This window comes from Aquimarina longa SW024 (assembly GCF_001401755.1).
Lineage (GTDB): Bacteria > Bacteroidota > Bacteroidia > Flavobacteriales > Flavobacteriaceae > Aquimarina > Aquimarina longa.
The window spans coordinates 55390-71202 of the sequence record NZ_KQ474106.1; the positions used below are offsets into that span (position 1 = coordinate 55390).

A 15813-nucleotide genomic window follows, 5' to 3' on the forward strand; every position below is an offset into this window, starting at 1 on the left:
AGTAGAGATCCAAAATCATTAACTCTTAAGTAAAAAAATGACAAAACAGAATATTTTTATGTTTAAAGAAATAGAAAACAAGTATCTTTTTCATTCTAGCCTATCAGGTACAATTATAGAAGGAATTTTGTCAATAATTTATAAAAGACCGTTTTTCTTCATCAACAATACTGTAATGATACCATTACATATCCTAATAATTATTTTATAACCCTTGTATTTAATTCTATAAATAACATCTAATGGCTAAAAACATTTTAACAGCGTGGCAGAGGTTGATTGGGCTTTTAAAGCTTGATAAAAAAGATATTTTACAAACATTCTATTATGCCATATTTGCAGGATTGGTCAATCTTTCATTACCACTCGGTATTCAGGCTATTATTAGCCTAATACAGGGTGCTCAGATCAGCACATCATGGGTTATTCTAGTTGTTCTGGTTACATTAGGGGTACTATTTGTTGGATTACTTCAATTAATGCAGATTCGAATTATAGAAAATGTTCAGCAAAAAATATTTACCAGAGCTTCTTTTGAATTTTCATATCGTTTTCCTAAAATACAAATGAGTGAACTACGTAATTATTACCCTCCAGAACTTGCTAATCGTTTTTTTGATACCCTAACTGCTCAAAAAGGAATAGCCAAGATATTAGTAGATTTTCCTGCTGCAATTCTACAAATCATTTTTGGTTTAATGTTACTTTCTTTTTATCATCCATTTTTCATTATTTATGGTCTTTTATTATTATCATTAGTATATATTGTTTTTAAGTACACTGCTAAGCGTGGTTTTGAAACTAGCCTAAGAGAATCAAAAAGTAAATATAAAGTAGCACACTGGATACAAGAAATTGCTAGGTCTATAGTAAGTTTTAAACTTTCTGGAAAAACCAATTTAGCATTACAAAAAAATGACACACTGGTTTCTGAATACCTCGCAGCACGAGAAAGTCATTTTAAAATTCTTGTACTACAATTTATACAGATGATTGGTTTTAAAGTCTTAGTTACTGCTGGTCTTTTATTAATAGGAGGAATCTTGGTTATCAACCAAGAGATGAATATTGGTCAGTTTGTAGCCGCAGAAATTATTATAGTATTAGTTATTGGTTCTGTAGAAAAACTGATTACAGGATTAGAATCTTTTTATGATGTTTTAACTTCTTTAGAAAAATTAGGTCAAGTTGTAGATAAGGACATAGAACCACAAGAAGGAGAAAAACCATTTAAAGAAAGTGAAGGTTTTACAGTAGAACTCGATCAAGTATCATATAGTACTCCTGAGTTAACAACAAAAATCCTTGATAATATCTCTCTTACTATAAGCAAGAATTCTAAAATCTTAGTTCGAGGATCAAATGGTTCTGGGAAATCGACTTTATTACGTTTGATCGCTGGTCTTATAGCGCCTGTTAACGGAGCCATTTATATAAACAATAGTAATCTTAAAGGTATCAATATCAACTATTATAGATCTCATCTAGGACAATCATTAACCGAAGAATCCCCTTTTGAAGGGAGCATTCTAGAAAACCTGACTTTTGGAGACCCTAGTATTCCTATGGAGAATGTGTATTGGGCTCTAGAAAAAATTGGTTTAACCAAATTTGTAAAAGAACAACCAAAAGGTTTAAATACAATACTTTATCCAGAAGGAAAGCAGATATCGTATACCATATCCAAAAAAATCGTTTTAGCCAGAAGTATTGTAAGAAAACCTAAACTTTTAATATTAAAAGACCCTCTAGATCAATTTGATGATACCGAAATTAATAAAGTTATGGATTTTTTAACGGACTCTTCTAATTCATGGGCTTTAGTAATCGTAAGTCAGAATAAAAAGTGGATCGACAGATGTGATAACGTCATCAATATCGAAAAAGGTAAAATCATTAGTAAAAAATAGAAAGCTATGCTTAATATCTCTCATAATACTTTAAACAAAAAAGTGGACCTTTCTAAATACAGTGCTATTCAAAAGGTTTTTCATAAGAGGCACTATAAATATTTTAATCGATTTCTAAAAATATTCGCAGTCACTGTAATTATTATATTATTCCTTCCTTGGACTCAAAATGTTAAAGGAAAAGGCTTTATAACTACTCTAAAACCAAATCAACGCCCGCAAACAATTCAATCTCCTATCCCAGGGAAAATCGAAAAATGGTATGTAAAAGAAGGGGATTTTGTTAAAAAAGGGGATACTATATTATTCATTTCTGAAATAAAGAATGAGTATTTTGACCCCAACCTCGTTAAAAGAACTGGTCAACAAATTAAGGCTAAGTCTATGGCTGTCACTTCGTACGAAAATAAAATACAAGCTCTAGAAAACCAAACAAAAGCTTTAATAAATGAAAGGTCATTAAAATTACAACAAGCTAAAAACAAGCTTTTACAAACAAAACTAAAAGCACAAAGCGATAGCATCGATCTAGAAGCTGCAAAAACAAATATCAGTATCGCTAAACGACAGTATGAGCGTGTAGCACAGTTAGAAAAAGAAGGGTTAAAATCATTAACTGATGTTGAAACAAAACGTCTAAAATTACAAGAAACACAAGCTAAATTAATCTCTCACAAAAATAAATTATTGACTAGCAATAATGCTATTATAAATGCACAAGTAGAAATCAATCGAGTACAGGCTGCATATACTGATAAGGTTTCTAAATCTCAAAGCGATAAATTTACAGCACAATCTAATCAGTTTAATGCAGAAGCGCAGGTTACAAAATTGGAAAACAGTTATACCAATTATGAAATGCGTAATGCTATGCATTATATCAGAGCTCCACAAAATGGTTTTATTAATAAAACACTACGTACTGGTCTAGGAGAGACTTTTAAAGAAGGAGAACGATTAGTAAACATCATGCCTTCTGAATATGATCTTGCAGTAGAAACTTTTATTAAACCTATAGACATACCATTACTACATATAGGTGAGCAGGTACGAGTACAATTTGATGGATGGCCAGCAATCGTATTTAGCGGATGGCCAAATGCTTCCTATGGTACTTATGGAGGTAAAATTGTCGCCATAGAGACGTTTATAAGTGAAAACGGGAAATACAGGGTCTTAATCGCGCCTGACCCTGATGCTCAAAAATGGCCTAAAATACATGTAGGCTCAGGAGCAACTACAATAGCACTACTAGAAGATGTATCTATTTGGTTTGAACTATGGAGACAACTAAACAGTTTCCCTCCAAATTATTATCAGCCCGATACAAAAACTACTAAACCTAAAAAGAAGTAATATGAGAACATACATTATGTATTTTATGTTATTTGGGACAACCTTACTCTTTTCTCAGCAAACAAACTCTGAAACATTAAATTTTAAAGAGTATTTAGGATATGTAAAAAAGTACCACCCTATAGCTAAACAAGCAGAATTAAACATTGCCATAGGTCAGGCTAATTTAACAAAATCTAGAGGAGGATTTGACCCTAAAGTAGATGTTGCTTATAAAAAGAAATCGTTTAAAGGAAAGGAATATTATGATTTATTACAATCAACTTTTAAAATCCCTACTTGGTATGGAATAGAACTAAAAGCAGCTTATGAAGAAAACGAAGGCTTGTTTCTAAATCCACAAAACACAGTGCCTAAAGAAGGGCTTTTTAAAGCAGGTATCTCAATTCCTATTGCGCAGGGACTATTGATAAATGATCGAATGGCAACATTGCGTAAAGCAAAAATTTTTAAAGAGCAAACAAAAGCAAGTCGAGATCTTCTTATCAATCAAATTCTTTATGACGCATCTTTAGCATATTTTGATTGGGTAAAAGTTTATAATGAAAAAGAAATGTATTCTCAATTTTTAGCAAATGCCAAAACACGTTTTGAAGGCATTAAAAAAAGCGTTCTAATTGGTGATAAAGCTTCAATTGATACTGTAGAAGCTAAAATTGTTTTTCAGAATAGAACACTTAGCCTAGAGCAATCAAAAATAAAACTGATGAAGCAATCTTTGATCTTATCTAACTTTTTATGGCTAGAAAATAACACTCCTATAGAATTACAATCTAATGTAATCCCTGATCATATAGTAGAAGAAGATATTGATATTGTACTAGAAATACAAGGAAAATCTATAGATAGCTTTACCACTAAAAATCATCCTAAATTAAGGACATTGATGTATAAAATAAAAGGGCTAGAAGTGGATCGAAAACTAAAAGCTAATAAGTTACTACCAAAAATTAATCTGGAATATAATTTTTTAACAGAGACTCCCGAAACGTATTCATCTTTTAATACTACTGATTATATAGGAAGTATTGGTTTTAAATTCCCACTCTTTTTAAGAAAAGAAAGAGGTGATTTAAAATTAGCTAAATACAAATTACAAGATGCTAAACTAGCTTTAAAAACTAATGAAGTAACTATAAAGAATAAGATACAATCTATTTATATAGAATTAGAATCTTTAAAACGCCAAAATGAGCTTGTTACCTCTATTGCTGGAAATTACGAAGCATTACTTGCTGCTGAGGAACGTAAATTTAGTTTAGGAGAAAGCTCCCTATTCTTAATTAATTCTAGAGAAAAAAAATTAATTGATGCTAAACTCAAAGCAATTAAAATGAAGAATACTTTTTTTACCATAAAAGCCAAGCTTTTTAATAGCCTGGCTCTAAATCCTGAAAATATTTAATTCAAATTTTATTTAACATCAGTATAAAAATTAAACTCTGAGTACTTAGAAATACTTAGATATAGAAAATCTAAAAAAGCTATCTTCTTTAAAATTAGAAAGCACTCTGTCTTCTATAGCTATTTCATTAAAAATACGGGCTTCTATTTCTGCTGTCCAACTAGTACCAAAACGTCTGGATGCTTCTAAACTAAAGATCGTACTACTAGATTCTAAGTCTGTAATTCCTCCTATTAATATAGATGTATCTTTGGTATCATTAAAAGCAATACGACTCCCTAAAAAAACATCATTTTGTAGAGAATTAAGTGTTAATTCATCTCGTTCATCATATAGGTACTCTCCTAATATTCCTATATCTAATCCATTAGTATCGATATTAGAGAACGTATACTCTAAACCTGCTACCAATGCAAAAAAATCTTGTATATCTGCACTACGATAAATAGATTCTAGTTTCCATAAAAAAGCATCGTGCGTAACTTGTAAATCTATACCAGTCTGGTTTATTATAGGATAGAAAGCATTGATATTTCCTGTAGCATCAAAGGAAAAAAAAGGCTCTCTACCTGTTCCATAAAAATGAGAGAGACCTATATCTACTATATCAAAATAATGTTTCCATCGCAATGCTATATCTTGTCTCCACTCTTCTGCATCGCTTTCATATTTTATCGCTTCTTTATCAATGATACTCTGAAAACGTAATCTACCTTTTTCACTGGCAAAAGTACGTTTACGGTGATACGGCAGATAAAAAAAATCGAATGTACCATAGTTTTCAGTAATCCAAGTAAATTGCGCCATTGGTTGCCCCAATTTTTCTTCACCATCAAAAGTTTCTACCGCATCAGTTTGATTGATAATATCTACCAAATGGTTACTTTCGGTTACACCCCAGTATACTTTTTTAATTCCTAGATTCAATTCCCAGTTATTTTTAGCTTTTTGATAATACAATTCACGTATATCCCAATGTGTACGTTTATCATCTACATCTAATCTAAGAAATCCTTTAAAATTAATACTTTCGTACCCCTTATTCCATGTTGCTTTATACTCTGGGCGTATCGCTAGAGAAGGAAAATGATCTTCTTGTCCTTTAAAAAGAGGAGCGTCATAAAAATATCGATACTCTCCTTCTAACTCTAGCTCAAACTCGTGCTGTATTTTTTTTGAATCATCATTTTGACCATACATAATAGTAGTACTACATAATAATACTATATAATATATAAATTTAATATTCATGTATTTATTTTTTTATTCCTTGATCTCTTTGTTACATAAAGAATCATACTCAATATTTTAATTGATATAAAAAAAGCACAGAACTGAGAAATTAACTAATAATATAATAACCAAAAACTACTCCTCGGGATATAACAAACTTAGCTCTGTGCATGTACAATTAAGATACTATTGGCCTGCTCGTTTAAGAGCTACCTGAGTAAAATCTTCATCAGAAAGATCTGCCTTAAAATTATAGTCACTAAATTTTAATAAGGTCTCCTTATTACTTTGGTGGTTTACCATATTCATTGATAATGCCCTCCAGAATTTTCCTTTATACAATTTATACTCACTATATTTTAGTGTTTTTAACAATGCATTTTTACGGTCATAGAACTCTACTTTCTCTATACGATATTTTTTATCTTTATTATACGTAACAATACGTCTGGTATATCCTGATTTGGGATCAACAGGATCTTGTTCTACAATCAGAAGATTTCCTTTTTCTTCTAGAAATTTATAACTATACTTTTCTATTTCTTGAGAAGAAAGATCTTCGTAAGCAAACTCACTACCTACAAAAGGTCCTGATTTATTATTAGACGATATTCTTTTTACTCTTTTTATCGATGGTAGAAATAACCACTGATCATCTGATCCAACCTTATGTGTAAATGTTAACGTAGAGGTTCCTTTTACATCTTTAGGGCTATTAAAAACTATCAATGATTTATCACCATCAGTAGTCTGTTCTAGAGTTCTTGTAACTAATAAACGCTCACTGGTTTGCCCATTTTTATTTTTTAGAGTCATTTTTAAATTTACAATAGAACTATTAAAACCCTGATCTGCTTTATCTGCAGCTTTAGCAATCTGTAAACCGCGTTCTTCTGCATTCTGAGCTGTTAATGATGTGATGCTTAATAATGCTATCCCAGCTATAATTAATTTTTTCATAATACTATTATTTCTTATTGTTTTTATGTACTTATTTATCTAGTTGTATCTGTGATTCTATTATTTCTTTTTCTGGTACTCTAACTTCACTTTTTTTACTGATAAGTATTAATAATGATGGAAGTAGTATAAAATCAATAATCAATGCAGACAGAATAATAATTACTGTAATTCTTGCCATATAACTATTTAAGGCAAATGATGAGGTTGATAGTACTGCAAATCCTGATAGTAATACAATCGTAGTGGTCACTAATGCTTTCCCGACTGTTTCAAAAGCATAGATAACAGCTTGTTTTGCATCATATCTTAATTCTCTACGTGCTCGTAGAAACTTACTCATAAAATGTACTGTATCATCTACTATGATCCCTAAAGTCATTCCAAAAACGATAACCATTCCTGTATTGATTTGTGCTTTATACATCGCCCAAAAACCGAATCCAATAAAAACAGGGGTTACATTAGGGATGATACTTAGTAACCCTAGTTTAAAGTTTCTTAATGCAAACATTAATACCAAAGAGATTAGTAATAATGCAATTATATTCCCTTTAAGCATACTATCAGCTTGTCTAAACCCTAATTTTGAAAACATTAAGGTAGGACTCACCCCAATGGCATGCATTGGTTTTGGAGTATTATTTTGCAACCATCGCTCTGCTCTTTTTGAGAAAGCAATCATCTCTGCGCTAGAAATATTTTGTAATGTTATTGTTACTCGGCTTTCTGATTTATCTACATTAATTTGATTATTTAGATCTAATCCAAATGGTAGAGAAAGCTCATATAGTAATAGATATTGTGCTGCTTCTTCTCGGCTATCTGGCACTCGATAAAAAGATTCGTTATCACCATGCATTGACCGATTTACTCTTCTTGCTACCTCACTAAATGCATTGACATGAATTACTTCTGGTTGCTCCTCTAACCAATTTTCAAAATTATTAAGATTTTTAAGATACTCTGGATTATTAATTCCTCCACTTTCTCCGCTTCCTACAGAAAACTCAACATTATAAATCCCTGTAAGGTTTTCACTTATATAGTCTGTATCACTTCTAAATTGAACTGTTTCGTCAAAATAATTAATAAACTCATCATTAAATTGGTTTTTTGTAGCCAAATATGTAAAAAGACCTATAATAATAAAGGATACTACTGCTAATCTTACTGGTTGTTTAGCTACGAAATGTCCTAGATTTGTATACCATCCTAATTTACTAACAGAAGTACTTTTCTTTTCTTTAACTTTTACTGGTAATATTGCCATAAGTGCAGGCAATGCAGTTGTAGAATACAAAAAGGCCATTGTCATCCCAAAAGCTGTAATATTTCCTAAATGCCAGAATGGAGGTACATCACCAAAATTCATGGTTAAAAACCCTATTACTGTAGTCAAACTAGTAATAAAAACAGGCATAAAATTAAGACGCATAGATTCTACAAGAGCTTCATTTTTTGTGTAACCATCTTTACGCATTTTTTGAAGCATTGTAATCAAAATATGAATACTATCTGCAACAGCCAATGTGAGTATCATTGTAGGAAATACAGAAGAAGGAGGCGTAAGTTTAATACCCGTAATCCCTACAAAACCTACTGCACTTATAATAGAAAACAGTACTACTATTAGTGTAACGAATGTGCTAAAAAAGTTTCTAGTTAGGACTAAAGTAGTAATGACTACAATAATTAACATAATCATTGTCAGCATCATATCCCTCATAGAAGATTCAAAAAATGCAGTATTAAGAGGAACTAATCCCGATGAATGTACCTGAAAATTAGGGTGTTTTTCTTGAAAATCAGCAATAGTTTTACGCACAAAAGCGGTTACTTCTGGAATTTCTTTGGCACTATCTTCTCCTGGTAATCGTACTGTAATATTAACCGCTGTTACACTTCCTTTTTTATTAATCAAACGATTAACCAAAAGAGGTTCTTTTAATGCCTTTTCTTTAATCTCTATAATTTCTGTATCCGTTTTCAAAGTAGATTCATATGCCAAGTCATCTACATATAAATCATCCCCTTGAGCACTCGTATGCTGAAAATTTGTAACCGCATCTACTCTAGAAGAATAAGGAGTATTCCACGATTCAGTAGTAAGTTCTTCAATAGCAGTTAGATTATCTTTTGTAAAGACATTTCCATTATCAGGAGTAAGCACAATGACAATATTATCATCTTTAGTATACTTATCTTGTAGTGCATCAAAAGCTTCTAACTCAGGATTAGATTCGCTAAAAAACACATGATAATCCCCATCAAACTCCATATTACCCTGAGAGCCTAGACCCAGAGCTATACCCAAAGTAATGATTAGTACAGGCCATTTAAATTTGATTACAAATTCGGCCCATTTTCTTGCAAACGAATTTGTAATACTACTGATTTTTTTTGTTTCATTCATAGTATGTGTAGTTAGTTGACCAGTCGATTTTTTTATTTATAAATCGATTTGATACATTTTGTGTGATTTATATTTAAACAATTCATGTATACTTATTTGGACATATTCTCAGTGTTTTATTTAAAAATACAGTTGACCGGTCGACTATAATAAATAATTGTTTACTAAACTATACTTTATAATTAAAGTAGCTTGATATTAATAATTGACCAGTCGGCTATAGATGTTTAAAAAAAAAAATTAATCCAAGAATATTTTTTTAACCATATTCATCAAATTATCTACAGGGTAAGCACTTTTAGTTTCTTTCATAGTTGTCATTGCTCCTTTTCCTGCATCTTCTATAAATGCTACCATATCTGGCACATTAATAGAAGGAGCTATTTCTCCATTTTCTTGGGCTTCTAGAGCAACACTAATAATCTCAGATTTCACTAAATTACTTATCTTTAGTACTGCTTCTCTTATGTTATCATTATGCTCTGACATTTCATTACTCAGATTACATCCCATGCAACCCATTTTACACTCTAATTCTTTCTTTATTACTTCGATTCGATATTCATAAAAATCTATAAGTCGCTGTTTTGCAGAAAGTGATTTATCATGTAAAACAGTAAGTGCTGGAGTAAATTGCATAGTAAAATATTTATTCAAAGCCTTAATTGCAAAATCCTCCTTACTATCAAAATAAAAATAAAAAGAACCTTTAGGCACTTCAGCTGCTTTTACAATATCATTAACACTAGTACCATTATAACCTTTCGACCAAATAATCTCCATACCTTTTTCTAAAAGGTAATCAGATTTGATTTCATGCTTACTAGTTTTTGACATTATTTTTATTTTGAAGAAACAAAAGTATGACCAGTCGTCTACCTAAACAAATTTTTTAATGTTAAAGTTTTCTTTAAACTAAACTTACTCATAAAAAAACAAAAAAAACACACTGTTAGTCAGCACTCTTAACCTTAATTAGTATTTAAAAATATAAACCTGAATATTCTTTTCTTTTTTTAATACTAATTATAATTCTTGTAGTATACATCTTATTTTTTTCTTAGAGACTATCATTTTTTATATAAAAATTTATTTTGAAAAAAATATTTTATAGTTAAATCTGTTATGATATGATAGTATGTTCTAAAGGATCAGAAGCACAAAATTATTAAATGAATTGTTTAACTGAATATTAATAAAAAGTTAAAAAAATAAAAGAAAAATAAGAAAATCTATGATATCAATTAAACTTAAAACACTTAATCGTATAGTTTACAGATCAAATAAGCAATACAAAAAAAATATAACTAACTAATAATAAACGATTTAAATTAAATTATTATCATTTTTATCATATAAATAGCCAAAAAGCATAACAATAATAAAAAAAGATTAATCTGAATTTAATTTCTTTATTACAGAAAAAAGAGTCTAATAACTAGAATGATGTTTGCTTAGTTATCAGTTTATTGTACTTTTGAGAATTCAAAAATGTTTGAATATTTTTCTCATACAGAGATCTATTATTTTATGTTAATCACACATGTTATTTTATAGTATTTAAATATTGATGGTAGCAATTTATAATTTATCAAAATCAAAAAACAGTAATAAATGAAGTCTTTTTTAATAGCTATTCTTCTATTTTTCACAGTACAATCAAGTATTAGTCAAATCAGAAATAAATACTCTATTTCGTTTGATAATGCAGAACATCATGAAGCTAAGGTTACTGCTAATTTTACTAATCTTCAGAGGGGAATAATTTCTATACATATGAGTCGCACATCTCCAGGAAGATATGCACTACATGAATTTGCAAAAAACATCTATAATATTAAATTTACTGATAGTAAAGGTAAAGATGTTACTGTAAACAGACCTAATCTACACCAATGGGATATTACAGGTCATGATGGTACTATCAATGTTTACTATACTATTTTTGCTGATCGAGGAGATGGCACCTATTCTCAATTTGATGAAACGCAAGCTATAATCAACAATCCTTCAACTTTTATGTACGTCCCTACTTTAAAGGAACGTCCAGTAGAGATTTTATATGTTTTAAGAGATGATCTTAGGTGGAAAGTTGCAACACAGATGACCGCATTAGGGGCTAATAGTTTTTTAGCACCTAATTTACAATTCTTTATGGATAGTCCGGCTTTGCTAAGTAATCATACTATTAAAGAAGATAAAATTACATCAGGAAATACAAAGTACGCTATTAGATTAGCATTAAATCATACAGGAACAGACGAAGAAGCTGGTGCTTTTTTTAATCAAATTAAAAAAGTTGTTGAAGAACAAAAACAGATATTTGGTGATTATCCAAGTTTTGACAATAATGCATACACATTTTTAGCTAGCTTCATGCCTCAGGTAGCAAACGACGGGATGGAGCATCGTAACTCTACTGTAATTACAAAAACAAAAAGTCTTGCCGATGGAGGAATGCGAGAAAACATTAGCACTTTTGCTCATGAATTTTTTCATTCTTGGAATGTAGAACGTATCCGCCCAATATCTCTAGAACCTTTTGATTTTAATAAAGTTAATATTTCTGAGGAATTATGGTTTGCAGAAGGTTTTACAAGTTACTATACAAATCTAACATTATGCAGAGCTGGTATAATTACCCAAGATGAGTATTTTTCTATTTTAAATAAAACATATAATGAAGTTTGGAATTCTCCTTCTTTACAATATCATAATCCTAGGGAGATAAGTCGTAAAGCTCCTTTTGTAGATGCTACTACATCTATTGATCCAAATAATAGACATAATACATTTATTTCATATTATTCTTATGGTAATATGTTAGGATTAGCTCTTGATTTATCTTTGAGAAGCTATAAAGATGATTTAAATCTAGATGATTTCATGAAATTATTTTGGACAAAATATGGTAAAACAGAGATCCCTTATACTATAGATAATTTGTTTCTTACATTAAGAGAATATGCAGGATCATCATTTGCTGATAGTTTCTTTTCAAAATATATTAATGATAGCCAAGTTCCTGATTTTAAAAAATTATTTGGTGCTGTAGCACTTTACCTTAAGTCCAATAAAACACCTTATATAGGTGCAAAGATTGAGTTTACAAGAAATGGTTTAGCAAGAATATCAGAATATACAAAACAGGGAACACCTGCTTATGAAGCAGGTCTGGAGAAAGAAGATATTATTATTTCTATAGGAAATAAATCATTTTCTGATATCAATCAGTTTTATGAAGTGGTACGCAAGAATAAACCTGGTAAAAAGGTTGTTTTAAAATATAGAAGGCATGGAGTAGAACGAAGTACTTTTGTAAAAATCGGTATTGATCCTACTATCGAAATAACGAAGTATTCTAAGCCTAATGAAAAAGCTTTATCAAAAAGAGCTGATTGGCTAGATGCAAAATCTGAATTAAATAAAGTATCTCCTGTACAAGATGCAGAAACAGATAATTAAAAATAATAGTCTCTATTCTATTTTTTTAATAAACAGAAAAACCTTAGTTGATATTCTTAATTAAGGTTTTTTTTTGTTTTTAGACACTTATTCATTATTTCTGGATTCCCGTAATCAAATAACAAATAAGTTCTTTAAAACGAAAATAAATAGCCTTATTTGACGTTTATTACATCTATAAATAATAAAAAAAGCCATCCCTAGTTAACAGGATGGCTTTAAAACTTGTTTTTAAAGCTTATTTACAAGCTTTAAGACTTACTCTTTAGTAACTTCTGTAGTTTTTTTAACTATCAAAATAGTCAAATTTTAACAAGAAGAAATAAAATCAATAAGTCTAGTGCAAAACACTAATTCTTTGATTTTTCATTCTAAGTAAGTTGAGTTTGTGTAAAATCAAAAACATAGAATTATAATTTCTATGGTTTTCAACTGCGAAAATACACATTTTCACAATTCGAATATATGACGTTTTTTTATTAAAATAAATTCATTTTATAAAGTATTTATTATAAATATCTTAAAATAGCTAAATTTCATCAAAAAAAAACCATATTTATGGCAATAAAAAAACCTGCTAAAAAGGAAGTGAAAACTATATAAAAAGTATGGTAACTACTAAAAACAATAGCTATAAGAAGAATCGTACAATCAATTTAAATCTACAATTAACCCATTAATCATAGAAGTTTTTTCCTACAAATCATAAAATTTCATCTGTAACTATTAAAAATATCAAAATACCCATATATATAACAACTAATTTAAATTTGTACATATATATAACAAGATGTGTTTTAAAGTTTTTATGTAAAAAACAAATTTTTTACATAAAAATTGTTCTAACCTATGTTTTTTAGTAAAATTATTTAAGATATTATCACTATATCTTAATAAAAGAATAGGATATATTTTTTTTTAAATATCAGATTTAAATTTTAAAAATAATTAATCTGACTATTTTAAATATTGTGTATTATTTCAATCTTTAGGATAAAAATTATCGAACACACAGTCTATTTAATCCTATACTATTTCTGCACTAAGACCTGCATCTAATAATTTAGAGCACCTTGGCACTAATTCTTCATAAGCGCCAGTCTTTACAGTACATTTACCTTTATAATGTACTAATAAAGCACATTGCTCTGCTTGTACTGCGGTATGCTCGCAAGAATAAATTAAAGTTTCTATGACATGATCAAATGTATTTACATCATCATTATACAATACAATTTCATTATTACTTTGTTCAACAGATTTTTCCAGAACTTTTTCTAAAACTTCCTCTTGGATACTCATATGGGGGATATTTTTTTACAAATATAATAACTTAACCTATTATATTTAAAAATAAATATATTATTTTAGATCATAAGATACTGCTATCCAATTATTTCTACTCAAGTAATTTACATAAATCAAATTATGATTCTCACATTCTTCTGTAATCATATTTAAATCTTCTTTATAAAACCCACTTAAAAATAACCGCCCTCCAGAGTTTAATGATTTTGCATAATATTGAATATCGTTTAGCAGTATATTACGATTGATATTTGCAATAATAATATCATATTTCTTTCCTGATAAAAGTGATGCATCTCCTTTATATGTTTTAATGTTTTCACAATTATTACGTTCTACATTTTCAATAGTATTTAAGTAACACCAATCATCGATATCGATAGCATCCGTAGGTCCTGCTCCTCTCATTCCTGCTAAAATTGCCAGAACTCCTGTACCACACCCCATGTCTAGTACTTTTTTATCTTTTAATTCCGTTTTTAAAAGATGCTGAATCATCATATGGGTAGTCTCATGATGTCCCGTCCCAAAAGACATTTTGGGCTCTATAACAATATCATACATTGTATCAGGCTTATCATGAAATGGAGCTCTTACACTACAAATATTGTCAATTATAATGGGATTAAAATTCTTTTCCCACTCTGTGTTCCAATTTATTTGTGCGATCTCTTCTATGGTATATTGAATACTAAACTCTCCTGAATTTAATACATAAACTCCCTCTAGAATTGTCTTATTCCATTCTGCACTTTGGATATATGCATTAACCCCTTCTTCGGTTTCTACAAAACTTTCAAATCCTACATACCCCAATTCTGCAATTAAGATTTCTGTTGCGGGTTGTAGTGGCGCTACTTTAAAATAATACCCAATATATTTTGTATTCGACATATTCTTTTTTTATTATTTTGCAAAGGTACTCTTTTACCTAATAAAAAAAGCACCTCATAAAGAGATGCTTTTACTGTTTTTTATTAGTTTTTATTGCATTTAAAAAGCATTTACAATTGCCACAAAACTTTCTGCATCTAATGAAGCGCCTCCTATCAACCCTCCATCAACATCAGGTTTTGCAAAAATCTCATTCGCGTTATTAGGTTTTACACTTCCTCCATACAAAATAGAAACCTCATCGGCAATTTGCTGAGTATAAGCTTTAGCAATTGTATTACGTATAAACGCGTGCATTTCTTGAGCTTGTTCAGGAGATGCTGTTTCTCCTGTCCCTATAGCCCATACTGGCTCATAAGCAAGAACCACATTCTTCCAATCTTCTGTGTTTATATGAAAAAGTCCATTTTTTAATTGATTTTCTACTATCGCAAAATGATTATCACTTTTGCGATCCTGTAGCTCTTCTCCAAAACAGAAAATCACAGTCATATCATGTTGTAGCGCTTTACTCACTTTACTTGCCAGTAACTCATCCGTCTCTCCAAAATATGCTCTACGTTCACTATGCCCCAAAATAACAGTCTCTACCCCTACTCTCTTTAGCATATCAGCAGATATTTCTCCTGTATATGCTCCATTTTCTGCTTGATGCATATTCTGCGCAGCAACCTTAATATCAACTTGTTGTAATTCTTCTGTTGCCATATAGAGGTTGACAGCAGTAGGCGCTACAATAACTTCTGCTTCTCTTGCTTTTTGTAAGTTAGTTTTTAATTCAGAAAGTAATGTTTTGGTTTCTGCCAGATTTTTATTCATTTTCCAGTTTCCGGCTACAATTTTTTTTCTCATTAATTTAGATTTTA

At 30.0% G+C, this 15813-nt stretch carries 12 protein-coding genes; 5 read left to right on the forward strand and 7 right to left on the reverse strand.

Features of this window, described 5'->3' with window-relative positions:
* The first annotated feature begins 37 nt into the window (after window positions 1-37).
* Genes N456_RS24655 through N456_RS21350 form a run of 4 tightly spaced genes read left to right on the forward strand, consistent with a single transcriptional unit; the run spans window position 38 to window position 4671 of the window.
* Window positions 38-211 (forward strand): hypothetical protein, encoded by a 174-nt coding sequence (locus N456_RS24655; RefSeq protein WP_158447947.1) that lies wholly within the window; start codon window positions 38-40, stop codon window positions 209-211.
* A 31-nt stretch (window positions 212-242) separates the two neighbouring features.
* Entirely contained in the window at window positions 243-1910 is a 1668-nt protein-coding gene (locus tag N456_RS21340) for a peptidase domain-containing ABC transporter (protein ID WP_062061882.1), read from the forward strand.
* Between the two features lie 6 nt (window positions 1911-1916).
* On the forward strand, window positions 1917-3266 hold the full coding sequence (locus N456_RS21345) for an HlyD family secretion protein (RefSeq protein WP_062061885.1): 1350 nt from the start codon (window positions 1917-1919) through the stop codon (window positions 3264-3266).
* 1 nt (window position 3267) lies between these two features.
* On the forward strand, window positions 3268-4671 hold the full coding sequence (locus N456_RS21350) for a TolC family protein (RefSeq protein ID WP_062061888.1): 1404 nt from the start codon (window positions 3268-3270) through the stop codon (window positions 4669-4671).
* Window positions 4672-4716: 45 nt separating this feature from the next.
* Here the strand turns inward: N456_RS21350 and N456_RS21355 are convergent, their stop codons facing one another.
* The 4 genes from N456_RS21355 to N456_RS21370 all read right to left on the reverse strand — a co-directional run bounded on the left by N456_RS21355 (window position 4717) and on the right by N456_RS21370 (window position 10117).
* Complete coding sequence (locus N456_RS21355) at window positions 4717-5922, reverse strand: hypothetical protein (RefSeq protein ID WP_148639405.1); 1206 nt, start codon at window positions 5920-5922, stop codon at window positions 4717-4719.
* A 168-nt stretch (window positions 5923-6090) separates the two neighbouring features.
* Window positions 6091-6864: an outer membrane lipoprotein-sorting protein gene (locus N456_RS21360; protein WP_062061893.1), complete on the reverse strand. Its 774-nt coding sequence runs from the start codon at window positions 6862-6864 to the stop codon at window positions 6091-6093.
* Between the two features lie 31 nt (window positions 6865-6895).
* A complete protein-coding gene (locus tag N456_RS21365) occupies window positions 6896-9280 on the reverse strand; it encodes an efflux RND transporter permease subunit (RefSeq protein WP_062061896.1) in 2385 nt (794 codons plus the stop codon).
* Window positions 9281-9520: 240 nt separating this feature from the next.
* On the reverse strand, window positions 9521-10117 hold the full coding sequence (locus N456_RS21370; RefSeq protein ID WP_062061899.1) for a TetR/AcrR family transcriptional regulator: 597 nt from the start codon (window positions 10115-10117) through the stop codon (window positions 9521-9523).
* 777 nt (window positions 10118-10894) lie between these two features.
* Between N456_RS21370 and N456_RS21375 the strand changes: the two genes are divergently transcribed.
* Complete coding sequence (locus N456_RS21375) at window positions 10895-12745, forward strand: M61 family metallopeptidase (protein WP_062061902.1); 1851 nt, start codon at window positions 10895-10897, stop codon at window positions 12743-12745.
* 1026 nt (window positions 12746-13771) lie between these two features.
* Here N456_RS21375 and N456_RS21380 read toward each other — a convergent pair.
* The 3 genes from N456_RS21380 to tpiA form a co-directional block, all read right to left on the reverse strand.
* Window positions 13772-14047 carry an ATP-dependent Clp protease adaptor ClpS gene (locus tag N456_RS21380; RefSeq protein WP_062061906.1) on the reverse strand — a complete coding sequence of 92 codons (276 nt, stop codon included), beginning with the start codon at window positions 14045-14047 and terminating at the stop codon, window positions 13772-13774.
* 60 nt (window positions 14048-14107) lie between these two features.
* Window positions 14108-14947, reverse strand: a complete 840-nt coding sequence (gene prmA / locus N456_RS21385; RefSeq protein ID WP_062061909.1) for a 50S ribosomal protein L11 methyltransferase — start codon at window positions 14945-14947, stop codon at window positions 14108-14110.
* Between the two features lie 99 nt (window positions 14948-15046).
* Window positions 15047-15799 (reverse strand): triose-phosphate isomerase, encoded by a 753-nt coding sequence (gene tpiA / locus N456_RS21390; protein ID WP_062061912.1) that lies wholly within the window; start codon window positions 15797-15799, stop codon window positions 15047-15049.
* Between the last annotated feature and the right edge of the window lie 14 nt (window positions 15800-15813).

Bases quoted from the DNA above. Each gene is read 5' to 3' on its own strand.
- N456_RS24655 (WP_158447947.1), top strand. From the start codon at position 38: ATGACAAAACAGAATATTTTTATGTTTAAAGAAATAGAAAACAAGTAT.
- N456_RS21340 (WP_062061882.1), top strand. From the start codon at position 243: ATGGCTAAAAACATTTTAACAGCGTGGCAGAGGTTGATTGGGCTTTTA.
- N456_RS21345 (WP_062061885.1), top strand. From the start codon at position 1,917: ATGCTTAATATCTCTCATAATACTTTAAACAAAAAAGTGGACCTTTCT.
- N456_RS21350 (WP_062061888.1), top strand. From the start codon at position 3,268: ATGAGAACATACATTATGTATTTTATGTTATTTGGGACAACCTTACTC.
- N456_RS21355 (WP_148639405.1), bottom strand. From the start codon at position 5,922: ATGAATATTAAATTTATATATTATATAGTATTATTATGTAGTACTACT.
- N456_RS21360 (WP_062061893.1), bottom strand. From the start codon at position 6,864: ATGAAAAAATTAATTATAGCTGGGATAGCATTATTAAGCATCACATCA.
- N456_RS21365 (WP_062061896.1), bottom strand. From the start codon at position 9,280: ATGAATGAAACAAAAAAAATCAGTAGTATTACAAATTCGTTTGCAAGA.
- N456_RS21370 (WP_062061899.1), bottom strand. From the start codon at position 10,117: ATGTCAAAAACTAGTAAGCATGAAATCAAATCTGATTACCTTTTAGAA.
- N456_RS21375 (WP_062061902.1), top strand. From the start codon at position 10,895: ATGAAGTCTTTTTTAATAGCTATTCTTCTATTTTTCACAGTACAATCA.
- N456_RS21380 (WP_062061906.1), bottom strand. From the start codon at position 14,047: ATGAGTATCCAAGAGGAAGTTTTAGAAAAAGTTCTGGAAAAATCTGTT.
- prmA (WP_062061909.1), bottom strand. From the start codon at position 14,947: ATGTCGAATACAAAATATATTGGGTATTATTTTAAAGTAGCGCCACTA.
- tpiA (WP_062061912.1), bottom strand. From the start codon at position 15,799: ATGAGAAAAAAAATTGTAGCCGGAAACTGGAAAATGAATAAAAATCTG.